Origin of the sequence: Truepera radiovictrix DSM 17093, assembly GCF_000092425.1 — a bacterium.
Lineage (GTDB): Bacteria > Deinococcota > Deinococci > Deinococcales > Trueperaceae > Truepera > Truepera radiovictrix.
This window is the reverse complement of the sequence record NC_014221.1, coordinates 331794-348419: the sequence shown is the minus strand read 5'-3', so window position 1 is coordinate 348419 and position 16626 is coordinate 331794. Positions and strand designations below refer to the sequence as shown.

16 protein-coding genes and 1 CRISPR repeat array are annotated in these 16626 nt (G+C 66.8%); of the genes, 10 read left to right on the top strand and 6 right to left on the bottom strand.

Features of this window, described 5'->3' with window-relative positions; all coding sequences use genetic code 11:
* Positions 1 to 36: 36 nt before the first annotated feature.
* Positions 37 to 1371: a CRISPR direct-repeat array (repeat unit 37 nt; unit sequence GTTTCAATCCTCAGCCGCCCCGAAGGGCGGCTGCAAC).
* A gap of 338 nt (positions 1372 to 1709) precedes the next feature.
* From TRAD_RS01530 to TRAD_RS01505, 6 genes are all read left to right on the top strand, one after another.
* On the top strand, positions 1710 to 2960 hold the full coding sequence (locus TRAD_RS01530) for a helix-turn-helix domain-containing protein (RefSeq protein ID WP_049772905.1): 1251 nt from the start codon (positions 1710 to 1712) through the stop codon (positions 2958 to 2960).
* Between the two features lie 122 nt (positions 2961 to 3082).
* A complete protein-coding gene (locus tag TRAD_RS01525) occupies positions 3083 to 4318 on the top strand; it encodes an ABC transporter substrate-binding protein (protein WP_013176818.1) in 1236 nt (411 codons plus the stop codon).
* 106 nt (positions 4319 to 4424) lie between these two features.
* Entirely contained in the window at positions 4425 to 5543 is a 1119-nt protein-coding gene (locus tag TRAD_RS01520; protein WP_013176817.1) for a carbohydrate ABC transporter permease, read from the top strand.
* Positions 5544 to 5611: 68 nt separating this feature from the next.
* Positions 5612 to 6406, top strand: coding sequence for a carbohydrate ABC transporter permease (locus TRAD_RS01515; RefSeq protein WP_373466576.1), 795 nt, complete (start codon positions 5612 to 5614; stop codon positions 6404 to 6406).
* Positions 6403 to 6807, top strand: a complete 405-nt coding sequence (locus TRAD_RS01510) for a DUF6508 domain-containing protein (protein ID WP_013176815.1) — start codon at positions 6403 to 6405, stop codon at positions 6805 to 6807. Before TRAD_RS01515 ends, TRAD_RS01510 begins: the two co-directional genes overlap by 4 nt.
* On the top strand, positions 6804 to 7559 hold the full coding sequence (locus TRAD_RS01505) for a Stf0 family sulfotransferase (RefSeq protein WP_013176814.1): 756 nt from the start codon (positions 6804 to 6806) through the stop codon (positions 7557 to 7559). The genes TRAD_RS01510 and TRAD_RS01505 overlap by 4 nt, the downstream gene beginning before the upstream one ends.
* Before the next feature lie 63 nt (positions 7560 to 7622).
* On the opposite strand, the gene surE is transcribed toward TRAD_RS01505, so the two are convergent.
* A complete protein-coding gene (surE, locus tag TRAD_RS01500) occupies positions 7623 to 8363 on the bottom strand; it encodes a 5'/3'-nucleotidase SurE (protein ID WP_013176813.1) in 741 nt (246 codons plus the stop codon).
* Between the two features lie 249 nt (positions 8364 to 8612).
* Between surE and TRAD_RS01495 the strand changes: the two genes are divergently transcribed.
* Positions 8613 to 9668, top strand: a complete 1056-nt coding sequence (locus TRAD_RS01495) for an SDR family oxidoreductase (protein ID WP_221401629.1) — start codon at positions 8613 to 8615, stop codon at positions 9666 to 9668.
* Between the two features lie 46 nt (positions 9669 to 9714).
* Here the strand turns inward: TRAD_RS01495 and TRAD_RS01490 are convergent, their stop codons facing one another.
* The 3 genes from TRAD_RS01490 to TRAD_RS01480 all read right to left on the bottom strand — a co-directional run bounded on the left by TRAD_RS01490 (position 9715) and on the right by TRAD_RS01480 (position 11599).
* The gene (locus TRAD_RS01490) at positions 9715 to 9915 is read right to left on the bottom strand and encodes a PspC domain-containing protein (protein WP_013176811.1); all 201 of its coding nucleotides are present in this window, start codon (positions 9913 to 9915) and stop codon (positions 9715 to 9717) included.
* A gap of 33 nt (positions 9916 to 9948) precedes the next feature.
* Positions 9949 to 10428 (bottom strand): AbrB family transcriptional regulator, encoded by a 480-nt coding sequence (locus TRAD_RS01485; RefSeq protein WP_013176810.1) that lies wholly within the window; start codon positions 10426 to 10428, stop codon positions 9949 to 9951.
* Between the two features lie 145 nt (positions 10429 to 10573).
* Positions 10574 to 11599: an aspartate-semialdehyde dehydrogenase gene (locus TRAD_RS01480; RefSeq protein ID WP_013176809.1), complete on the bottom strand. Its 1026-nt coding sequence runs from the start codon at positions 11597 to 11599 to the stop codon at positions 10574 to 10576.
* A gap of 73 nt (positions 11600 to 11672) precedes the next feature.
* Between TRAD_RS01480 and TRAD_RS01475 the strand changes: the two genes are divergently transcribed.
* Both TRAD_RS01475 and TRAD_RS01470 read left to right on the top strand, forming a co-directional pair.
* A complete protein-coding gene (locus TRAD_RS01475) occupies positions 11673 to 11930 on the top strand; it encodes a hypothetical protein (RefSeq protein ID WP_013176808.1) in 258 nt (85 codons plus the stop codon).
* A gap of 62 nt (positions 11931 to 11992) precedes the next feature.
* Positions 11993 to 12928: a TIGR01777 family oxidoreductase gene (locus tag TRAD_RS01470; RefSeq protein ID WP_013176807.1), complete on the top strand. Its 936-nt coding sequence runs from the start codon at positions 11993 to 11995 to the stop codon at positions 12926 to 12928.
* Positions 12929 to 13180: 252 nt separating this feature from the next.
* Here TRAD_RS01470 and TRAD_RS01465 read toward each other — a convergent pair whose 3' ends face one another.
* Positions 13181 to 13789, bottom strand: coding sequence for an SCO family protein (locus TRAD_RS01465; RefSeq protein ID WP_013176806.1), 609 nt, complete (start codon positions 13787 to 13789; stop codon positions 13181 to 13183).
* Between the two features lie 605 nt (positions 13790 to 14394).
* On the opposite strand from TRAD_RS01465, the gene TRAD_RS14955 reads away from it, so the two are divergent.
* On the top strand, positions 14395 to 15534 hold the full coding sequence (locus TRAD_RS14955; protein ID WP_013176805.1) for a nucleoside hydrolase: 1140 nt from the start codon (positions 14395 to 14397) through the stop codon (positions 15532 to 15534).
* A 4-nt stretch (positions 15535 to 15538) separates the two neighbouring features.
* On the opposite strand, the gene TRAD_RS01455 is transcribed toward TRAD_RS14955, so the two are convergent.
* Positions 15539 to 16591: a spore photoproduct lyase family protein gene (locus TRAD_RS01455; protein ID WP_013176804.1), complete on the bottom strand. Its 1053-nt coding sequence runs from the start codon at positions 16589 to 16591 to the stop codon at positions 15539 to 15541.
* Positions 16592 to 16626: the final 35 nt, after the last annotated feature.

Genomic DNA, 16626 nt, shown 5'->3' with positions numbered 1-16626 from the left:
GCCAAACGGGAGAAGGACATCGCCCGTCACACCCGCATTTCAATCCTCAGCCGCCCCGAAGGGCGGCTGCAACGCGGGCTTGACCGCGCGGCTCTCGGGCTAGGTTGTGTTTCAATCCTCAGCCGCCCCGAAGGGCGGCTGCAACTTGTGCTACCGAGAGTGAAGCAGGGGCATTAACAAGTTTCAATCCTCAGCCGCCCCGAAGGGCGGCTGCAACCGCCGGGGACGTCTCCCCCGGCGCGAGCGTGGAGTTTCAATCCTCAGCCGCCCCGAAGGGCGGCTGCAACCCGAGTGGGCGCGCGAGGGGTATATTAGGACAGAGGTTTCAATCCTCAGCCGCCCCGAAGGGCGGCTGCAACTCCTAGACGCTCCTGGCTGTACTCCCTGACCCTTGTTTCAATCCTCAGCCGCCCCGAAGGGCGGCTGCAACTCAGCATTCCCGATAACCGTGTCGGCACCGTCCGCGTTTCAATCCTCAGCCGCCCCGAAGGGCGGCTGCAACTCATGCTGCTCTCTCCTGTCGCTGCATAGCATCCAGTTTCAATCCTCAGCCGCCCCGAAGGGCGGCTGCAACCTATTTGAGCGGTGCGTGGCCTATCCGCTTGACGAAGTTTCAATCCTCAGCCGCCCCGAAGGGCGGCTGCAACCATGGCGCTCGCCGAGAGCATCGACGCTGACGCCGAGTTTCAATCCTCAGCCGCCCCGAAGGGCGGCTGCAACGAGGCTATACGTGGGCTCGTCCGGTCTTCGGAGGCGGTTTCAATCCTCAGCCGCCCCGAAGGGCGGCTGCAACCTGCCTTATTTTGGCGATGTCCCCGGCGGAGTTCGTGTTTCAATCCTCAGCCGCCCCGAAGGGCGGCTGCAACCAGAGCGAAAACCCGCTCTGGCACCCGGTCGTCTAGTTTCAATCCTCAGCCGCCCCGAAGGGCGGCTGCAACCCGCGAAAAGTCCGCCTGCTCGAGCATGGACCGCATGTTTCAATCCTCAGCCGCCCCGAAGGGCGGCTGCAACCTGCTGGCGACGTGCAGTATCCCTGAACCGACGCCCGTTTCAATCCTCAGCCGCCCCGAAGGGCGGCTGCAACTCCGCCCAGAGGAGGAGCATCGTGTGCGGCTCCCAGTTTCAATCCTCAGCCGCCCCGAAGGGCGGCTGCAACTCGTCTCCTTTCAACTTCCGAGATGGAGGGACTCGGTTTCAATCCTCAGCCGCCCCGAAGGGCGGCTGCAACGCTCGCCGCTGTAGCGGCTAAGCACGTCCGTCCGGTTTCAATCCTCAGCCGCCCCGAAGGGCGGCTGCAACTACCCCCGCAACATGCTCTTCAGCCGAGCCCTCAGGTTTCAATCCTCAGCCGCCCCGAAGGGCGGCTGCAACGGTCGCAGCATAGCACGCGTCAGAGACGTTTCTCCAGCACCGCTTTGCGCGAACCTGTCCGCAACGCGCTTCGCGCAGCCTTTGGCACGGCTTCTTAGTTATCAAAGTTCTCGCCGCTCACGCAAAAAGCGGCTTGCGCGAACCCCCCAGGGGTTGGGCACTCGCTTGGGGTTCGCGCAAGTTTAACAGCTTTTATGGCGCTCACGACCAGCGTGCATACAAATACACCACCCCGACGACCTCCACCGAGAGCTGAAAGCGGCTATAATTCTGGAACACGTCATAGTAGCGCAGCTGGTAAACACTGCGACGGGGGGCGAGGGAGGGTAACAGGTCGCGTGGACGAAGCAGAACTCGCAACCTTGAGGCGACGCCTCGAGCGCGCTTGGGCTTCTTATATCCACGACCAGGTTCAACCGGAAGCGCCCCGAGACATCGTGACCTCGTGGCAGCGCTCGAGGCGCGCTGTGAGCCCCTTGCGCGCCGCCGCCCCCGTCGACGACCCCGACGAAACCCTGCGCGAGTGGCAGAGCTCACTGCTCTACGCCGCCGCCAAACCGCTGCTCGCCGAGATGAAGCGCGCAGCCGAGGACCAGGACCTCATCGTGGGGGTCGCCGACGCTTCGGGAAAGCTCCTTTGGACCCACAGCAGCCGCCACATGCAGCGCCGCGCCGAGGGGCTGCACTTCGTTCCCGGCGGTCACTGGGACGAGCGCAGCGTGGGGACGAACGCGCTCGCGCTGGCGCTGCGCACCGCCAAGCCTTCGCGGGTCTTCTCCGCCGAGCACTTTTTGCAGGCGGTGCACGACTGGGTGTGCTACTCGGCGCCCATCCGCGACCCCCGCACGGGTCTCCCTATCGGCGTGCTCGACTTTTCGACCACCTGGCAAAAGGCCAACGGTCTGGGGCTGGTCACGGCAACGGCGCTCGCGCGCTATATCGAGGCGCGGCTCGAGGGCTACGGCTACGCGGCGGTGTTCGGCCCCCCTACCCCCCTAGCACCCGCCCCTTTGCAGCTCACCCTCTGCGGGGAAGCGGCCGCTTACGCCAGCAACCGGCGCCTCGAGCTCACCCCACGCCGCCTCGAGATCCTCGCGATCCTCGCGCTCTGCCCGCAGGGGCTCACCCTCGACGCGCTGCACGCGCACCTCTACGGCGACCAACCCGTCAGCCTAAGCACCCTCAAAGCCGAGGTCTCGGGGCTGCGCAAGCAGCTCGGGGGGGGCGTCGCCTCGAGGCCCTACCGGCTCACCACGCCGTGCGCGGTCGACGCCCTCGAGGTCGAAAGGCGGCTGCAAGCGGGCGACGTCGCGGGGGCGCTCGCGCACTACGGTGGTCCACTTTTTTGCACCTCCGAATCCCCTTTCCTGAGCGAGTGGCGCGACTACCTCGCCAGCGCGGTGCAGGCGGCCGTGGCGAGCAGCGACGACGCCGAGCTGATGTGGCGCTACACCCTCAAAGGGGCGCAGGCGCCGGGCGACTTCGAGGTGCTGCTGCGGCTGACGCAGCTGCTGCCCGCACGCGACCCGCGGCTTGCGCTCGTCAAAGCGCGGCTCGAGCGGCTCCTTGGCGAGTCGGGCGGCGTTTAGCCCCGAGGAGCGTTTGGGGCGCTTCCGGGGTGCAGCGCGCTACCCCGCCCCGCATGGTGTAGAATCAGCCTGCTTGACCAAAACAAGCGACGTAAACCTGTAGCAAGTCAACCGGAGGAGAGATGGTGAAACGGCTTTGCATCGGGGCTCTTCTTGGCGCGTCCTCCCTATCGGTGGCGCAGGCGCAGCAGCTCGAGATCTTCTCGTGGTGGGCCGGTGACGAGGGGCCGGCGCTAGAGGCGCTAATCGACCTTTACGAGGAGCGCTACCCCGGCACGGAGGTCGTCAACGCGACCGTGACGGGCGGCGCGGGGGTCAACGCGCGCGCGGTTTTGACCACCCGCATGTTGGGCGGCGACCCCCCCGACACCTTCCAGGTCCACGCGGGCCAGGAGCTGATCGGCACGTGGGTGGCGGCTGGCCGCATGGAGGACCTCACGCCGCTCTTCGAGGAGGAGGGGTGGAACGAGGTCTTCCCCGAGGGGCTGCTCGAGCTGAGCAGCACCGACGAGGGTATCTGGAGCGTCCCCGTCAACGTTCACCGCTCGAACGTGATGTGGTACGTGCCCGCTAACTTAGAGGGGTGGGGTATCGAGGTGCCGACCTCGTGGGAGGCCTTTTTGGAGGTCTGCCCGACGCTCCAAGAGCAGGGCGTGACCCCCTTGGTGCTCGGCGAGAACTGGACGCAGCAGCACCTTTGGGAGTCGGTCGCCCTGGCCGTTTTAGGGCCCGACAACTACGACGCCCTCTGGTCGGGGGAGCTGGCGTTCGATTCCCCCGAAGCGGTCGGGGTGTGGGAGACTTTCGGCGAGATCATGGCCTGCACGAACGACGACGCGGCGGGGCTGTCGTGGCAGCAAGCGACCGACCGCCTCGTCGCCGGCGAGGCCGCCTTTAACATCATGGGCGACTGGGCCGCGGGGTACATGACCACCACGCTCGGCCTAGAACCCGAAACCGACTTCGGTTGGGCCGCGTCGCCGGGCACCGACGGCGTCTTTATGCTCCTGGCCGACGCTTTCGGGTTGCCGGTCGGCGCCCCCAACCGCGAAGCGACGCTCAACTGGCTGCGCCTGGTGGGTTCGCGCGAGGGCCAAGACGTCTTCAACCCGCTTAAGGGCTCCATCTCGCCGCGTCTGGACTCGGACATCAGCCTCTACAACGCCTATCTCCAGTCGGCCTACGAGGACTACAGCACCGACCGCCAAGTCGGCTCGCTCGTCCACGGCGCTGCCGCCAACCAGACCTTTATGAGCGAGTTCGCCAACGTGTTAGAGACCTACCTCAGCTCCGGCGACGCGCAGCAAGCGGGCGCGGCGGCGCAGGAGCTGGCGACCCGCACGGGTATCGGCGGGTAGCGCCACAACCCCAGTCGGTTCACGGTGGGGATACCGGGCTCGGTATCCTCATCTTCTTTCAAACCCACGAGTCTACGAAAGGGGGTGCGGGGTCCCCCCGACCACCATGCGCTTTTCACGCGACCGGCTGACAGCAGTCCTTATGCTGCTGCCCTCACTCGTTCTGCTCGGCATCTTCGTCTACGGTTTTATCGGCCAAACCTTTTGGGTGTCCTTGACCAACTGGGGTAAAGACCCCTTGCAGGCGCTCGCGCTCGAGCCCCAGCTCGAATTTATCGGCTTCGAGAACTACCGGCAGCTCTTTACCGCCCCCTCCGAAGCGAGGTTCCGCCAGGACCTGGTCAACACCTTTTTCTTCACCCTCTTTTTCCTCGCGGGGTGCTTGGGGCTGGGTCTCGGGCTCGCGGTGCTGTTAGAGCAAAACGTCCGCGGCGAGGGGCTCTTTCGCACCGTGTTCCTCTTCCCGATGGCGCTCGCGTTTATCGTCACGGGGACCATCTGGCGCTGGCTCTTGCAGCCGCAGGGGGGCCTCAACGTGCTGCCGACGCTCGTCGGGCTGCCGCCGGGCGACTTCCGCTGGCTCGCGTCGCGCACGCAGGTGTGGCAGTTTAACTGGCAGGATCTGCCTTTTTTCACCGGCCTGCTCGTGTCGCTTATCTTCGCGCTGCTCTTCGTGCGAGCGCTGAGGCGCGGCGACCGTACCCGCACCCTCGCCTTCGGGGTGATCACGCTCGGGCTCGTCGCGTGGACCTTTACCGGCGCGCGGCGCACCGTCATCCTCCCCTTTCCCGAGACGCACGGGTTTAACCTCGCTTTCATCGGTATTATCTTGGCGGCCGTGTGGCAGATGTCGGGCTACACCATGGCGCTCTACCTAGCGGGGCTGCGCGGCATCCCCGACGAGCTGCGCGAAGCCGCCCGCAGCGACGGGGCGAGTGAATGGCAACTCTACCGGCACGTCATCTTGCCGCTGCTAGCCCCCATCACGCTCTCGGCGATGATCATCCTGGGCCACATCAGCCTCAAGATCTTCGACTTGGTCTTCGCCATGGCCGGCGCCGACAACGCCACGACCGACGTGCCGGCGCTCCTCATGTACCTGCGCGCGTTTCGCGCCAACCAGTTCGCCGAGGGGGCGGCTATTGCCATCGTGCTCCTTATCCTGGTCGCCGCGGTGATCATCCCCTATCTGTACTCGAGCCTGAAAACGGAGGTGAGGCGGTGACCACGGTCCGCACCTACACCGCGCCCGAGGCCCACACCCGCCCGAAACGCAGCGCGCGCGGGCGCTGGCTGGTCTACGCGCTCCTCGTGCTCGCGTCGCTCTTTTACCTCTTACCCGTCTACCTGGTGGTAATTACCAGCCTCAAGACCCCCGCCGAGATCACCCTAGCCAACACCTGGCGGCTCCCCGAGACGCCCAACTGGCGCTCTTTCGCCGACGCTTGGAACGCCTTCGCTCCTACCCTGCGCAACAGCCTCGTGCTCACCGTGGTCGCCACCCTGGGCTCGGCCCTTTTGGGTTCGCTTAACGGCTACGTCCTCTCGAAGTGGCGCTTTCCGGGGGCGAACATCGTCTTTCCACTCATCTTGTTCGGTATGTTCATCCCCTACCAGAGCGTCCTCATCCCGCTCTTTCGTTTCTTGAGCGACATCGGGCTCTACGGCAGCCTGTGGGGGCTTATCCTCACCCACATCGTCTACGGGCTGCCGATTACCACGCTCATCTTCCGCAACTTCTACGCCGAGATCCCCGACGAGATGTTAGAAGCTGGTAAAATCGACGGCGCCGGCTTTTTCGGCCTCTACTGGCGCGTCGTCTTTCCGCTCTCTGTCTCGGGCTTCGTGGTGGTCATCATCTGGCAGTTTACACAGATCTGGAACGAATTCCTCTTCGCCGTGACGCTCACCAGCCAGCGCTCACAACCCATCACCGTCGCGCTCGCCAACCTCGCGGGGGGCCAAGCGGTCGCCTGGAACCTGCCGATGGCCGGCGCCATCCTCGCTGCCTTGCCGACGCTGCTGATTTACGTCATCTTGGGCCGCTACTTTATCCGCGGGCTCCTAGCGGGTTCGGTAAAGGGATGACGGGGACACCCGAACCGACCCCCAAACAGGTCGCCGAGCTGCTGACGTTTTTGCCGATTTTCGAGAATCGGTACTATCAACCGAGCCGAATAGACGTTAGCGTCAGCCTCTTTTGTCCGCACCTCTGGGACGAGCAGCTTTCCGAGTTTGTCGAGCGGCTCTACACCTTTGGTCTCATCATGCCGGGGTTTAACTGGCCAGAGTGGCAGCGCGAAGCGGAGCGCTACGACCTCGAGCCCGAACGGTTACAAACGGCGCCCCTCGATGACGTCTTAAAGCTCCTCACGCTGCACGTTCGCAAGGACAGGTTTTGTGACGGCCATCTACCCTTAATGGTGTCAAAGGGCCACATCGCGGCGCTCTTGCACCGTCTGGCTGTTCTTTACGGAGAAGGTGCGTGACTCCGCCTAACCCCACCTACTGGCTCTGCACCACCCCGCGCAGCGGCTCCTCGGCGCTCGGCGACGCCCTTAGCGCCACGGGCGTCGCCGGTCGGCCCACCGAATACTTCAACCGCCGCTTCTGGCCGGAGCTCTTCGCGCGCTTCGGGCTAGCGGGCCGCGCCGAGGAGGCCGAGGCCGTCCCCGACTACCTGCGCGCGCTCGTCTTTCAGACCGCCTCGCCAAACGGCGTCTTCGGCGTCAAAGCGATGCTCGACGCGGACATGGCGCCCTTTTTCGCGGGGCTGCGGACGCTTCGGGGCTGCGCCGCCCATTCGGAGGCGGAGCTGATCCGGACGGTGTTTCCGGGCGTCCGCTTCGTCTACCTCACGCGGCGCAACAAGGTGCGCCAAGCCGTGTCCTTTTGGCGCGCGCAGCAGTCGGGGGTGTGGGAGCGTTACCACGGCGACGCGGTCCGCGAGGGCGCGCGCGCTCACTTCGACTTCGCGGCGCTCTCCGGGCTCGTCCAGGAGCTTAGCCTGCGCGAGGCGCGCTGGCAAGAGCTCTTCGACGCCCTCGAGGCGACCCCTTACACCGTCGTCTACGAGGACTACGTGCGCGACCCCGAGGGGACAGTGCGGGGCATCCTCGACTTTTTGGAGCTCGCGCCGCCACCGGGTTGGTCGCTCCCGAGACTCACCATGGAGCGCCTCGCCGACGAGACCTCCGACGCGTGGGTCGCGCGCTACCTCGCCGAAGCCGAGGGCGCATAGCTTGCGGCGCGTGCCCTGTGGAACCGCGCCCCAGACCACGCGCCACTCGCTACACGTCACCCCCTACTTGCCAACCTGCGCCTCTTTGGCTTTGGTGACGGCGTCGGCGAGGAGCCCCTCGTCGGTGAGGTCGAGGCGCAACGGGGTGAGCGAGACGTAGTCGTGTTCGATCGCCCAGCGGTCGGTGCCCTTCTCAGCGCCCGTGCGCGGGTAGGCCGCGAACCAGAAGTGCGAGCGGCCCATCGGGTCCTCGCCGGGGACGACGCTCCCCTCGTAGTGGCGCACCGACTGCCGCGTCCACCGCACCCCCTTGGGGTTGTACGGCAAGTTGACGTTGACCAAGGGGAGCGGATCCTCGATCAGGCGCGCGATAATGTCTTTGACAAAGGGTTTGAGCACCTCGTAGTCGGGGGGCGTCCCCTCGTAGGGGGCGCTAAAGGCGATCGCCTGGATGTCGAGAAACGCCGCCTGCTTGGCCGCCGCCACGGTGCCCGAGTGCCAGACGTTGTGCCCCAAGTTGAGCCCTAGGTTGATCCCCGAGAGCACGAGGTCGACCTCCTGCCAGAGGTGCGCCCCGAGCGCGACGCAGTCGGCGGGGGTACCGTTGACGCGGTAACCCTCGAGGCCGTTGATGGCGGTCGCGTGGTAGGTCAGGGGGCGCGAGATGGTGATGGCGTGCCCCATCGCCGACTGCTCGACGTCGGGGGCAACGACGCGCACCTCGCCAAACTCCTTGGCGACCTCGGCGAGCGCGCGGATACCGGGGGAGTAGATGCCATCGTCGTTCGAGACCAAGATTCGCATCCTTAAAGCCTATCACCCCCATATCAGCCGCGCGTCAGCGGGCGGCACGCTCGCGACACGCCGGTAGCGTAAGGTGCAGCGTACCCGGAAGGCGCGGTGCAGGTGCGCCGCTGTCGTAGTGCCAGCGCGCTACGATGGCTTCCATGGGCTAAAACGCTCAAGACGCGCTGCGGCGCCTCTAGGCGCACCTCTGCTGAGACCGCCCCCGTCAGGACGCGGGAAGCGCAGGCGCCGGGAATGGAACGCGTGATGACGACAACGACAACCTATCACCTCCTGCAAGAGCGCTTGCGCAGGGCGCCCCGAACGTGGCTCGTAACCGGCGCCGCGGGGTTTATCGGTTCACACCTGCTCGAAACGCTCCTAAAGCTCGAGCAACGGGTCGTGGGTCTCGACAACTTCGCGACCGGCCACCGCCACAATTTAGACGAGGTCCAGCGGGCGGTCGGCGAGGCCGCCTGGTCGCGCTTGCGCTTTATCGAGGGGGATATCAGCGACCTCGCGACCTGCCGGGAGGCGCTCGCGGGCGTCGACGCCGTGCTGCACCAAGCGGCGTTCGTCTCCGTCCCGGGCTCCATCGAGGACCCGCTTCTCAACCACCGGAGCAACGTCACGGGGTTTTTAAACCTGCTCGTTGCCGCGCAGGAAAGGGGGCTTAAGCGCTTTGTGTACGCCTCCTCGAGCGCCGTCTACGGCAACGCCGAAACCCTCCCCGCGCGCGAAGAGGCGGTCGGCGACGCGCTCTCCCCGTACGCGGCGAGCAAGGCCATGGACGAGCTCTACGCGGGCGTGTTCACCCGCCTGCACGGCCTCGAGGCCATTGGGCTGCGCTACTTCAACATCTTCGGGCCGCGCCAGGACCCCAACGGCGCCTACGCGGCGGTGATCCCCAAGTGGACCGCGCGGCTGCTGTCGGGTCAGCGCGGGGTGATCTTCGGCGACGGCTCCGCCACCCGCGACTTCTGCTTCGTCGGTAACGTCGTGCAGGCAAACGTGCTCGCCGCCACGACGGAGAATCCGGCGGCGTTCGGCGAGGTCTTTAACGTCGGTAACGGCGGCGCCACGACGACCAGGGCGTTATACGAAACGCTGCGAGACCGGCTCGCCGAGGTGACGGGCCGCGAGGACCTGCGGAGGCTCGAGCCGCGCTTCGACCCGCCCCGTCCGGGCGACATCGCCCACTCGAGGGCGGACATCAGCAGAGCGCAACGGCTTTTGGGCTTTGAACCCGACGTGTCCGTCGAGGAGGGGCTTAGGCGGACGCTGGCGTGGTACGCAGCCAGAGCGCAGACGCCCGCACGCTAAAGGGCGCGGAAAAACGCGCCCTTTCGTCAGACGTTCAGCCGAACGCTCACGAGTAGCTGGGTCCCTGCGGCAGGATCAGCCAGAGCGCCAGGTAGAGGATGAGCCCGGGCCCACCCGTGAACAAGAGCACCACGAAGATGAGGCGGATGATGGTGGCGTCGATCCCTAGGTACTCGGCGAGCCCCGCGCAGACCCCGCCGATCTTTTTGTCGCGCTGCGAACGCGTCAGACGTTTTTCTTGGCTCATGGCCTACTGTAGCAGATTTAGAGGCTTAAAACGCTACCGGCCGAAGAGCACGGTCAAAAGCGGCAGCAGGAGAAAAATTCCCATCACGCGGACCATGTGAATCAGCGCCACGGCGAACCCGTTGCCCCCCGCCTCTTGTGCCAGGATCGCCATGTTGGACATGCCGCCCGGAGCGGTAGCGAAGAGCGCCGTGGTGAGGTCGAAACCGAAAACGCGCTGCATGAGGAGCGCCAGCGCGACGCCGAAGACGGAGAACGAGAGCAGGATGAGCAGGGCGGGTAGGAGCAGGTGCCCCGCATGGGCGAGCGTCTCGCGCTGCACCGTGCTGCCGACGCTGACCCCGACGAGCACGAGGGCGACAAACGGCAGGCCGGGTGGCAGCGCCGCCGCGCGCTCGCCCAAGAGGACGCTCACCGCCGCCGTGGCGAGCATGGCGCCGATCGCCGCCCCACCCGGAAGCCGCAACCACTGGGCCAACGCCCCACCCGCGAAACCTGCTAAAAGCATGCTCATCGCTCACCTCCTATCATCGCAACCCTCGATGACCATAACCCAAGCCCAACACGGGGCTACCGGCGCCACGCGAGTCGTTCCCAGCCGGCCAACACCACCCGACTCGAAGCTCGAGTCGGGAGCACGCGAGGCTCTCCAGTGACGCCTAAGCCGAGAGCTCGCGCGCCCGCAGCGCCCCCTGCCGGGCGAGGTGTTCGGCGATCTGCACGGCGTTGAGTGCCGCCCCCTTGCGGATCTGATCGCCGGAGACGAAGAGCGCCAGAGCCCCCGGTCGGCTCGCGTCCTCGCGGAGGCGGCCTACCAGGACCTCGTCGCGCCCCGACGCCTCCAGGGGCATCGGGAAGTGGTTGTTCGGGCGGTCGTCCACCACGCGCACCCCCGGCGCGGCGCGCAGCACCGCGAGGGCCCCCTCGAGGGTCACGGCGCGCGCAAACTCGGCGTGGATGGCCTCGGAGTGCGCGCGGAAGACGGGCACGCGGACGCAGGTCGCGCTGAGCATCAGCTCGGGCGCGTCCAAAATTTTGCGCGACTCGAGCAGCAGTTTGCGCTCCTCGACGTTGTAGCCGTCCTCACCAACCGCGGAGTCGTGGCTGAAGAGGTTAAAGGCGATAGGGTGCGCGAACTTCTGCGGCGTGGGCGCCTCCCCCGCCAAGACGGCCTCGGTCTGCGCCCTGAGCTCGTCGATGCCGGCCGCCCCCGCCCCCGAGACCGCTTGGTAGGTCGCAACGGTCGCGCGCGTCAGCCCGAACGCGCGGTGCAGCGGGGCGAGCGCCAGGAGCGCGATGATGGTCGAACAGTTGGGGTTGGCGATGACGCCGCGGTGGGAGAGCGCCGCCTCGGCGTTTACTTCGGGGACCACCAGAGGCACCCGCGGGTCCATGCGCCACGCGCTGGTGTTGTCGATGACGAGCGCGCCGTGCTCGGCCCACCGCCACGCGTGCGCTTTGGAGACCGACCCGCCCGCCGAGGAGAACACCACGTCGGCGCGCAGGTTCCCGTCCTCGGGGAGCGCCCGTAGCGTGTACGTCTCGTCGCCCACCGTCAGCGTCTTCCCGGCCGAGCGCGATGACGCGTAGAGCGTCAGCTCGGTGACGGGAAAGTCACGCTCCGCGAGGAGCGCTAGCAGCTCCTGACCAACCGCTCCGGTAGCTCCGACAATGGCAACACGCATAGGGTCTCCTAGGGTGCGCAGCTGCGCAGAAGGGAGTCTACCACCCGCGCCTTTGGCGGGGGTAGCATGGGGCGTGGACTGGACCGACTGGCACGCCCTCGAGGCCGCCATCCCCCTAGACGAGCTGCCCGCGTTTCACCGCGCGTTTTTGGCCCACCACCGCCCCGGCGAAGCCGACTGGGAGGGGGCGTTTTTGCGCCAGGTGCAGGGCAAGGTGCAGGCGACCTTGAAGGGGTTGCAACGCGAAGGCCGCGCGCGGCTCGAGGGGGGCACCCTCTGGGTCTCGTGCGAGGCGATCCCGGAGGCGTTCAGGCGCTACGCCGACCGTTAGCCGGTAGCCGAGTCACGCCTCGGCCGCGCGCAGGGCCTGCGCGCCCTACGCTATCCTAAAGCATGACCCCACCCGACTCCCCCCCCGTCCTCGTCATCTCCGGCGCCTCCGGCCTCGTGGGGCGCGCGCTCGTGCGCGCCGCAGCGGGGCGCTACGCGTTGCGGCTCCTCACCCGCGACCCCGCCAAGCACCGCTTCCCCGCGGGTCAAGCCGTCGGCTGGGATCCCGCGGCGGCGCGCAAGGGCGACGAGCGCGCGCTCGAGACGCTGGGGGGGGCGCTCGAGGGCGCCTACGCCATCATCAACCTCGCGGGCGCCTCGATCGCCGACGGGCGCCTGGGCCGCGAGCACCAGCAGCGGGTGCTTTCGAGCCGGCTCGAGAGCGCGCAGACGCTCTTGGCGGCGGCGCGGCGCTGCAGCGCGCCGCCCCAGGTCTGGTTTCAGGCGTCCGCCACAGGCTACTACGGCGACCGCGGCGACGCCGAACTGGGCGAAGAGGCGCCGAGCGGCGAGGGGGTGCTGGCGGAGATCTGCCGGCGTTGGGAGGCGGCGCCCGAAGACGCGGCCGGGGCGCGCCTCGTCCTCGGGCGCATCGGCGTGGTCTTTGCGCGCGAGGCGCCGGCGTGGCGTAAGCTCCTGCTGCCCATCAAGCTCGGGCTCGGAGGGCCTCTAGGGAGCGGTCAGCAGTGGCTCTCCTGGATCCACCTGGAGGACCTCGCCGAGGCCATCTTGTTCCTGCTCGAGAGGGGCCACGGCCCCTACAACCTCACAGCGCCGGGGAGCGTGCGGCAGCTCGAGCTGAGCCGTGCGGCGGCGGCGCGCCTCAGGCGCCCCGCCCTCTTCCCGACCCCCGCCCCGCTCTTACGCCTAGCGCTCGGCAAGCTCGCCGACGAGCTCCTCTTGGCGAGCGCCAAGGTGCGCCCCGCGCGGCTCTTGGAGGAAGGCTTCGCGTTCCGCTACCCGACCCTCGAGCGGGCACTAGACGAGCTTGTGGGATAAGCTGCGAGCGCAAGTTGGGGTGGCACTGGGCGTCGTGACCACAGACAAAAGGCCGCACGCCCACAGACCTCGTGCAGGCGGCCGTCCGCGCAGGCGACGGCGCTAGCGGCTCTAGAGGGCACCTCAACCACCCTCGGCGCCCAGCGCTCGCCAAAGATACTGTGAAAGATACTGTGCGCTGGGCGCGTCAGGCAGAACGCTCTGGGGCCCAGAAGCCGAGTCGGGGGCGCGCCGAAAACCCAGACCCGGTGTTCACCAACGCCGCTGCGCCAGGATGGTCTTAAGGTCGCTGCCGATGCGCGCCACCTTGTCCTGACCGTAGACGAGCCTGAGCCGTCCCTCGCGGTCGAGGAGCGCCACGGTATCGGTGTGTAAAAAGCTGCGCTCGCCCAGCTCGCGGTAACCGACGTAAAACCGCTTCGCCGCCTCCGCGATGTCGGCGGTCGAACCGCTTAAACCGACGAAGTCGGGGTGAAAGGCCTCGGCGTAGCGCTGCGTCACCTCGGGGGTGTCGTGCTCGGGGTCGACGGTGATCATCACGACCTGCACGTCCTCGGGTTCGCCCAGGTCCTCGTAGATCTTGGCGAGGCGCCCGAGCGTCAGCGGGCACACGTCGGGGCAGCTCGTAAACCCGAAAAAGACGAGCAGCAGCTCGCCGCGCCACGCCTCTAAGGTGACGCGCTCGCCGCGCGCGTTCGTGAGCTCGAAAGGTGCGACCAGCGGCGGGTTGTCGAGCGCCGTGCCGTGGAGCGTCGGTGCCGCGTCCGCGCGCAGCTGCCCCCAGGAAAACGCCGCCACCAAAGCCGCTACGACCCCCAGCGCGGCGAGCCACCAAAAGCGTTTTTGCGAGGGGTGCTTCACCCTTTTAGTATAGGGAGCGCCCGCCGGGGGCCGCGTAGGGCAAACGTCCCGTAAGCGCTAGCCCGCGCAACGTAACGAACCTTACACGCGCCCGCCGGTTTTGGTGTACGATTCGTTTACCACGGAAAGGAGGTGGTCCGAATTTTACAAAATGAGCTGACCAGTGGAGGTACCCGTCGAGGGTAACTGACCACAGTCCCGAGCTGAGGGACCCCTTGGGGTCACTTACCCTCAGTACCGGGCGGGTACCGCAGCCTCGAGCACGAGCTCGAGGCTGTTTTTCGTGGTCCCACCCCTGCTTGGGGGACGCCGCCCCTCTTAGCAGCCGAAAGCGAGCGCTTAGCTCTTCCTTGAGCCACCTTTAAGGGCAGGGCGACCCGAACGCCGCCTCACCGCGACCGCAGCGCCGACACCCCCTCGCCCCCGCCTCTCGGTCCGAGAGGCGCGCCCCGGGCTCGAGACGTTTTTTGGGCGACGGCGACTTTCCGCTTGGGGATGCTTTACTGACAATCACGTCAGTCTCTGCCTCCGGCATGTGGCCCAGTTTCGGGAGCTACGCTGCGGAGGTGTACCCCAGACTCTAGCTCAGTAGAGGAAGCGTAACGATGAAGCACACCCCCCTTCGCAAAGCGCTCGCCTTGACCCTGCCGCTCTTTTTCCTCGCAGCGTGCGGCGAGGTCGACGATCTCTTGACACCCGACCCCCCACCGGTGGAGGAGCCGAGCGACCCCACCCCCCCGGACCCCATCGACGAACCCGGCGAACCGGAGGAACCGCCCGCAGGGGGCGTACGCGTGATTTACGATACCGACTACGGTATCGACGTCGACGATGTCGGGGCGCTCGCCGTGTTGCACGCGCTCGCTGATATGGACGAGGTCACCATCTTGGGCGTCGTCTCCAACGTCGCCGACCCCTTCGCCCCGCCCGCTATCGACGTGGTCAACACCTACTACGGCCGTCCGGACATCCCCATCGGCCTCACCGACCGGCCCTACTACGCCGAAGCCTACCCCTACTGGCGCGAGCACGACCCGCGCTTTATCGAGGACATGGCGCTTCGTTTCCCCCACAACACCCCCATGGACGGCTCGGTACCCACGGCGACCGAGGTCTACCGCGAGCTGCTCGCCGCGCAGCCCGACAACAGCGTGACGATCGTCTCGGTGGGCTTTTTGCAAAACCTCTCCGACCTGCTCAACTCCGGGCCGGACGAACATAGCCCCCTGGACGGCCGCACCCTCATCCAGCAGAAGGTGCGTGAGCTGTCGCTGATGGGCGGCCACTATCCGAGCAGCAACAACGACCTCTACCTCTCGGGGGGCCGCGAGATGGACTCGCGCTACGCCATCGACGTCATCGAAAACTGGCCGACGGTGATCAACTTTAACACCGGCCCCACCTGCCACGAGGTGCTTAACGGGGCGACGCTGACCGCCACGACCCCCGAGACCAACCCGGTCCGCTTCGCGTATGAGCAGTTTTTTGACGGGCCCTCGAGAAACCGCAACGCCTGGGACCTCTGCTCGGTGCTCTACGCGGTGCGCGGGCTCTGGGGCCCCGAAGGGCAGTACTTCGACGTGATCGAAACCGAACAGCTCACCCTGACCACCACCGGTTTCAACGAGTGGATCGACGAGGACGACCCCCGTCACCACCGCCTCATCCGGGTGATGCCCGAAGACGAGCTGAGCGCGATTTTAGAGGCGCTTCTCACCCAGCCGCCAGCCAACCCCGGCCCTTAAGCTGTTAAAACGCGTACCGCACCGCGCAGTAGGGCATCTTTCGAGCGAGCAGGTCGCGCAGCGCCGCGACCTGTTTGCCTTTAAAGCCGTGGCGGTAGCGGACGTTCTCACCGCCCATCTGCGAGGTCTTGGCCTCTTGCGTCTCGGGCGTCCAGAGGAGCGCTTCGGCCTTCGGGTGCCACCCCAGATTGACCTCGTGGAGGAGCGCGTTGTGGGTTAAAAAGATGACCTCGGCCTTAAGCTGCGCCTTCGCCTCGTCTGAGAGCACGTCGTCCAGCTGCTCGAAGAGCTCGGCGTAGTCGCGGCGCCACCCCTCATACAGGATGACCGGGCTGAAGTTGAGGTGCACTTCATAGCCCGCCGCCACGAAGTCGTTGATCGCCCCGATGCGCTCCCCCACCGGCGAGGTGCGCACGTCGACGGTCTTGGCGACGCGCTGCGGCATCAGCGAGAAGCGGACGCGCGTCCGCCCCTGCGGGTCGTACGAGAGCAGCGCGCGGTTGACGTACTTGGTGGCAAACGACGCCTTGGCCCCCGGCAGCGTCCGAAAAAAGGCCACCGTGTCGCGGACGTTGTCCGACACGAGCGCGTCGACCGAGACGTCGCTGTTCTCACCGATGTCGTAGACCCACGCCGCGGGGTCGGTCTGCGCGGGCTTTTTGGGGCCCTGCTTGGCGGCGTGACGCCCTACCGCGCGGTGGATCGCCTCTAAGTTCACAAAGGTCGAGATGGGGTTGGCGAACCCCTTGCGGCGCGGCACGTAGCAGTAGGCGCAGGCCATCGCGCAGCCGCTCGCGAACCCCGGCGCGATAAAGTCGGCGGAGCGGCCGTTCGGGCGCACGGGGAAGGTCTTGCGCACGCCGAGCACGAGCACGGTGCGCTTGACGCGCACCCAGTCCCTGACCAGACCCTCGTTGCCGTGAAGGCCAGGGATGTTCCAGTGCGACGCCACCTCCACGCGCTCGGCGTCCGGGAAGCGCGCCAGGATGTCGTGATCGTGAGCACGTGGGTAGGCGAGCGCCTCGCGCTCTAAAAAGATGCGCGACACGCGCAGCATCTCGAGCTGCCGTGCGGGGCGCGCACTCGCTGGAG

Bases quoted from the DNA above. Each gene is read 5' to 3' on its own strand.
- TRAD_RS01525 (WP_013176818.1), top strand. From the start codon at position 3,083: ATGGTGAAACGGCTTTGCATCGGGGCTCTTCTTGGCGCGTCCTCCCTA.
- TRAD_RS01520 (WP_013176817.1), top strand. From the start codon at position 4,425: ATGCGCTTTTCACGCGACCGGCTGACAGCAGTCCTTATGCTGCTGCCC.
- TRAD_RS01510 (WP_013176815.1), top strand. From the start codon at position 6,403: ATGACGGGGACACCCGAACCGACCCCCAAACAGGTCGCCGAGCTGCTG.
- surE (WP_013176813.1), bottom strand. From the start codon at position 8,363: ATGCGAATCTTGGTCTCGAACGACGATGGCATCTACTCCCCCGGTATC.
- TRAD_RS01495 (WP_221401629.1), top strand. From the start codon at position 8,613: ATGACGACAACGACAACCTATCACCTCCTGCAAGAGCGCTTGCGCAGG.
- TRAD_RS01490 (WP_013176811.1), bottom strand. From the start codon at position 9,915: ATGAGCCAAGAAAAACGTCTGACGCGTTCGCAGCGCGACAAAAAGATC.
- TRAD_RS01485 (WP_013176810.1), bottom strand. From the start codon at position 10,428: ATGAGCATGCTTTTAGCAGGTTTCGCGGGTGGGGCGTTGGCCCAGTGG.
- TRAD_RS01480 (WP_013176809.1), bottom strand. From the start codon at position 11,599: ATGCGTGTTGCCATTGTCGGAGCTACCGGAGCGGTTGGTCAGGAGCTG.
- TRAD_RS01470 (WP_013176807.1), top strand. From the start codon at position 11,993: ATGACCCCACCCGACTCCCCCCCCGTCCTCGTCATCTCCGGCGCCTCC.
- TRAD_RS14955 (WP_013176805.1), top strand. From the start codon at position 14,395: ATGAAGCACACCCCCCTTCGCAAAGCGCTCGCCTTGACCCTGCCGCTC.
- TRAD_RS01455 (WP_013176804.1), bottom strand. From the start codon at position 16,591: ATGCTGCGCGTGTCGCGCATCTTTTTAGAGCGCGAGGCGCTCGCCTAC.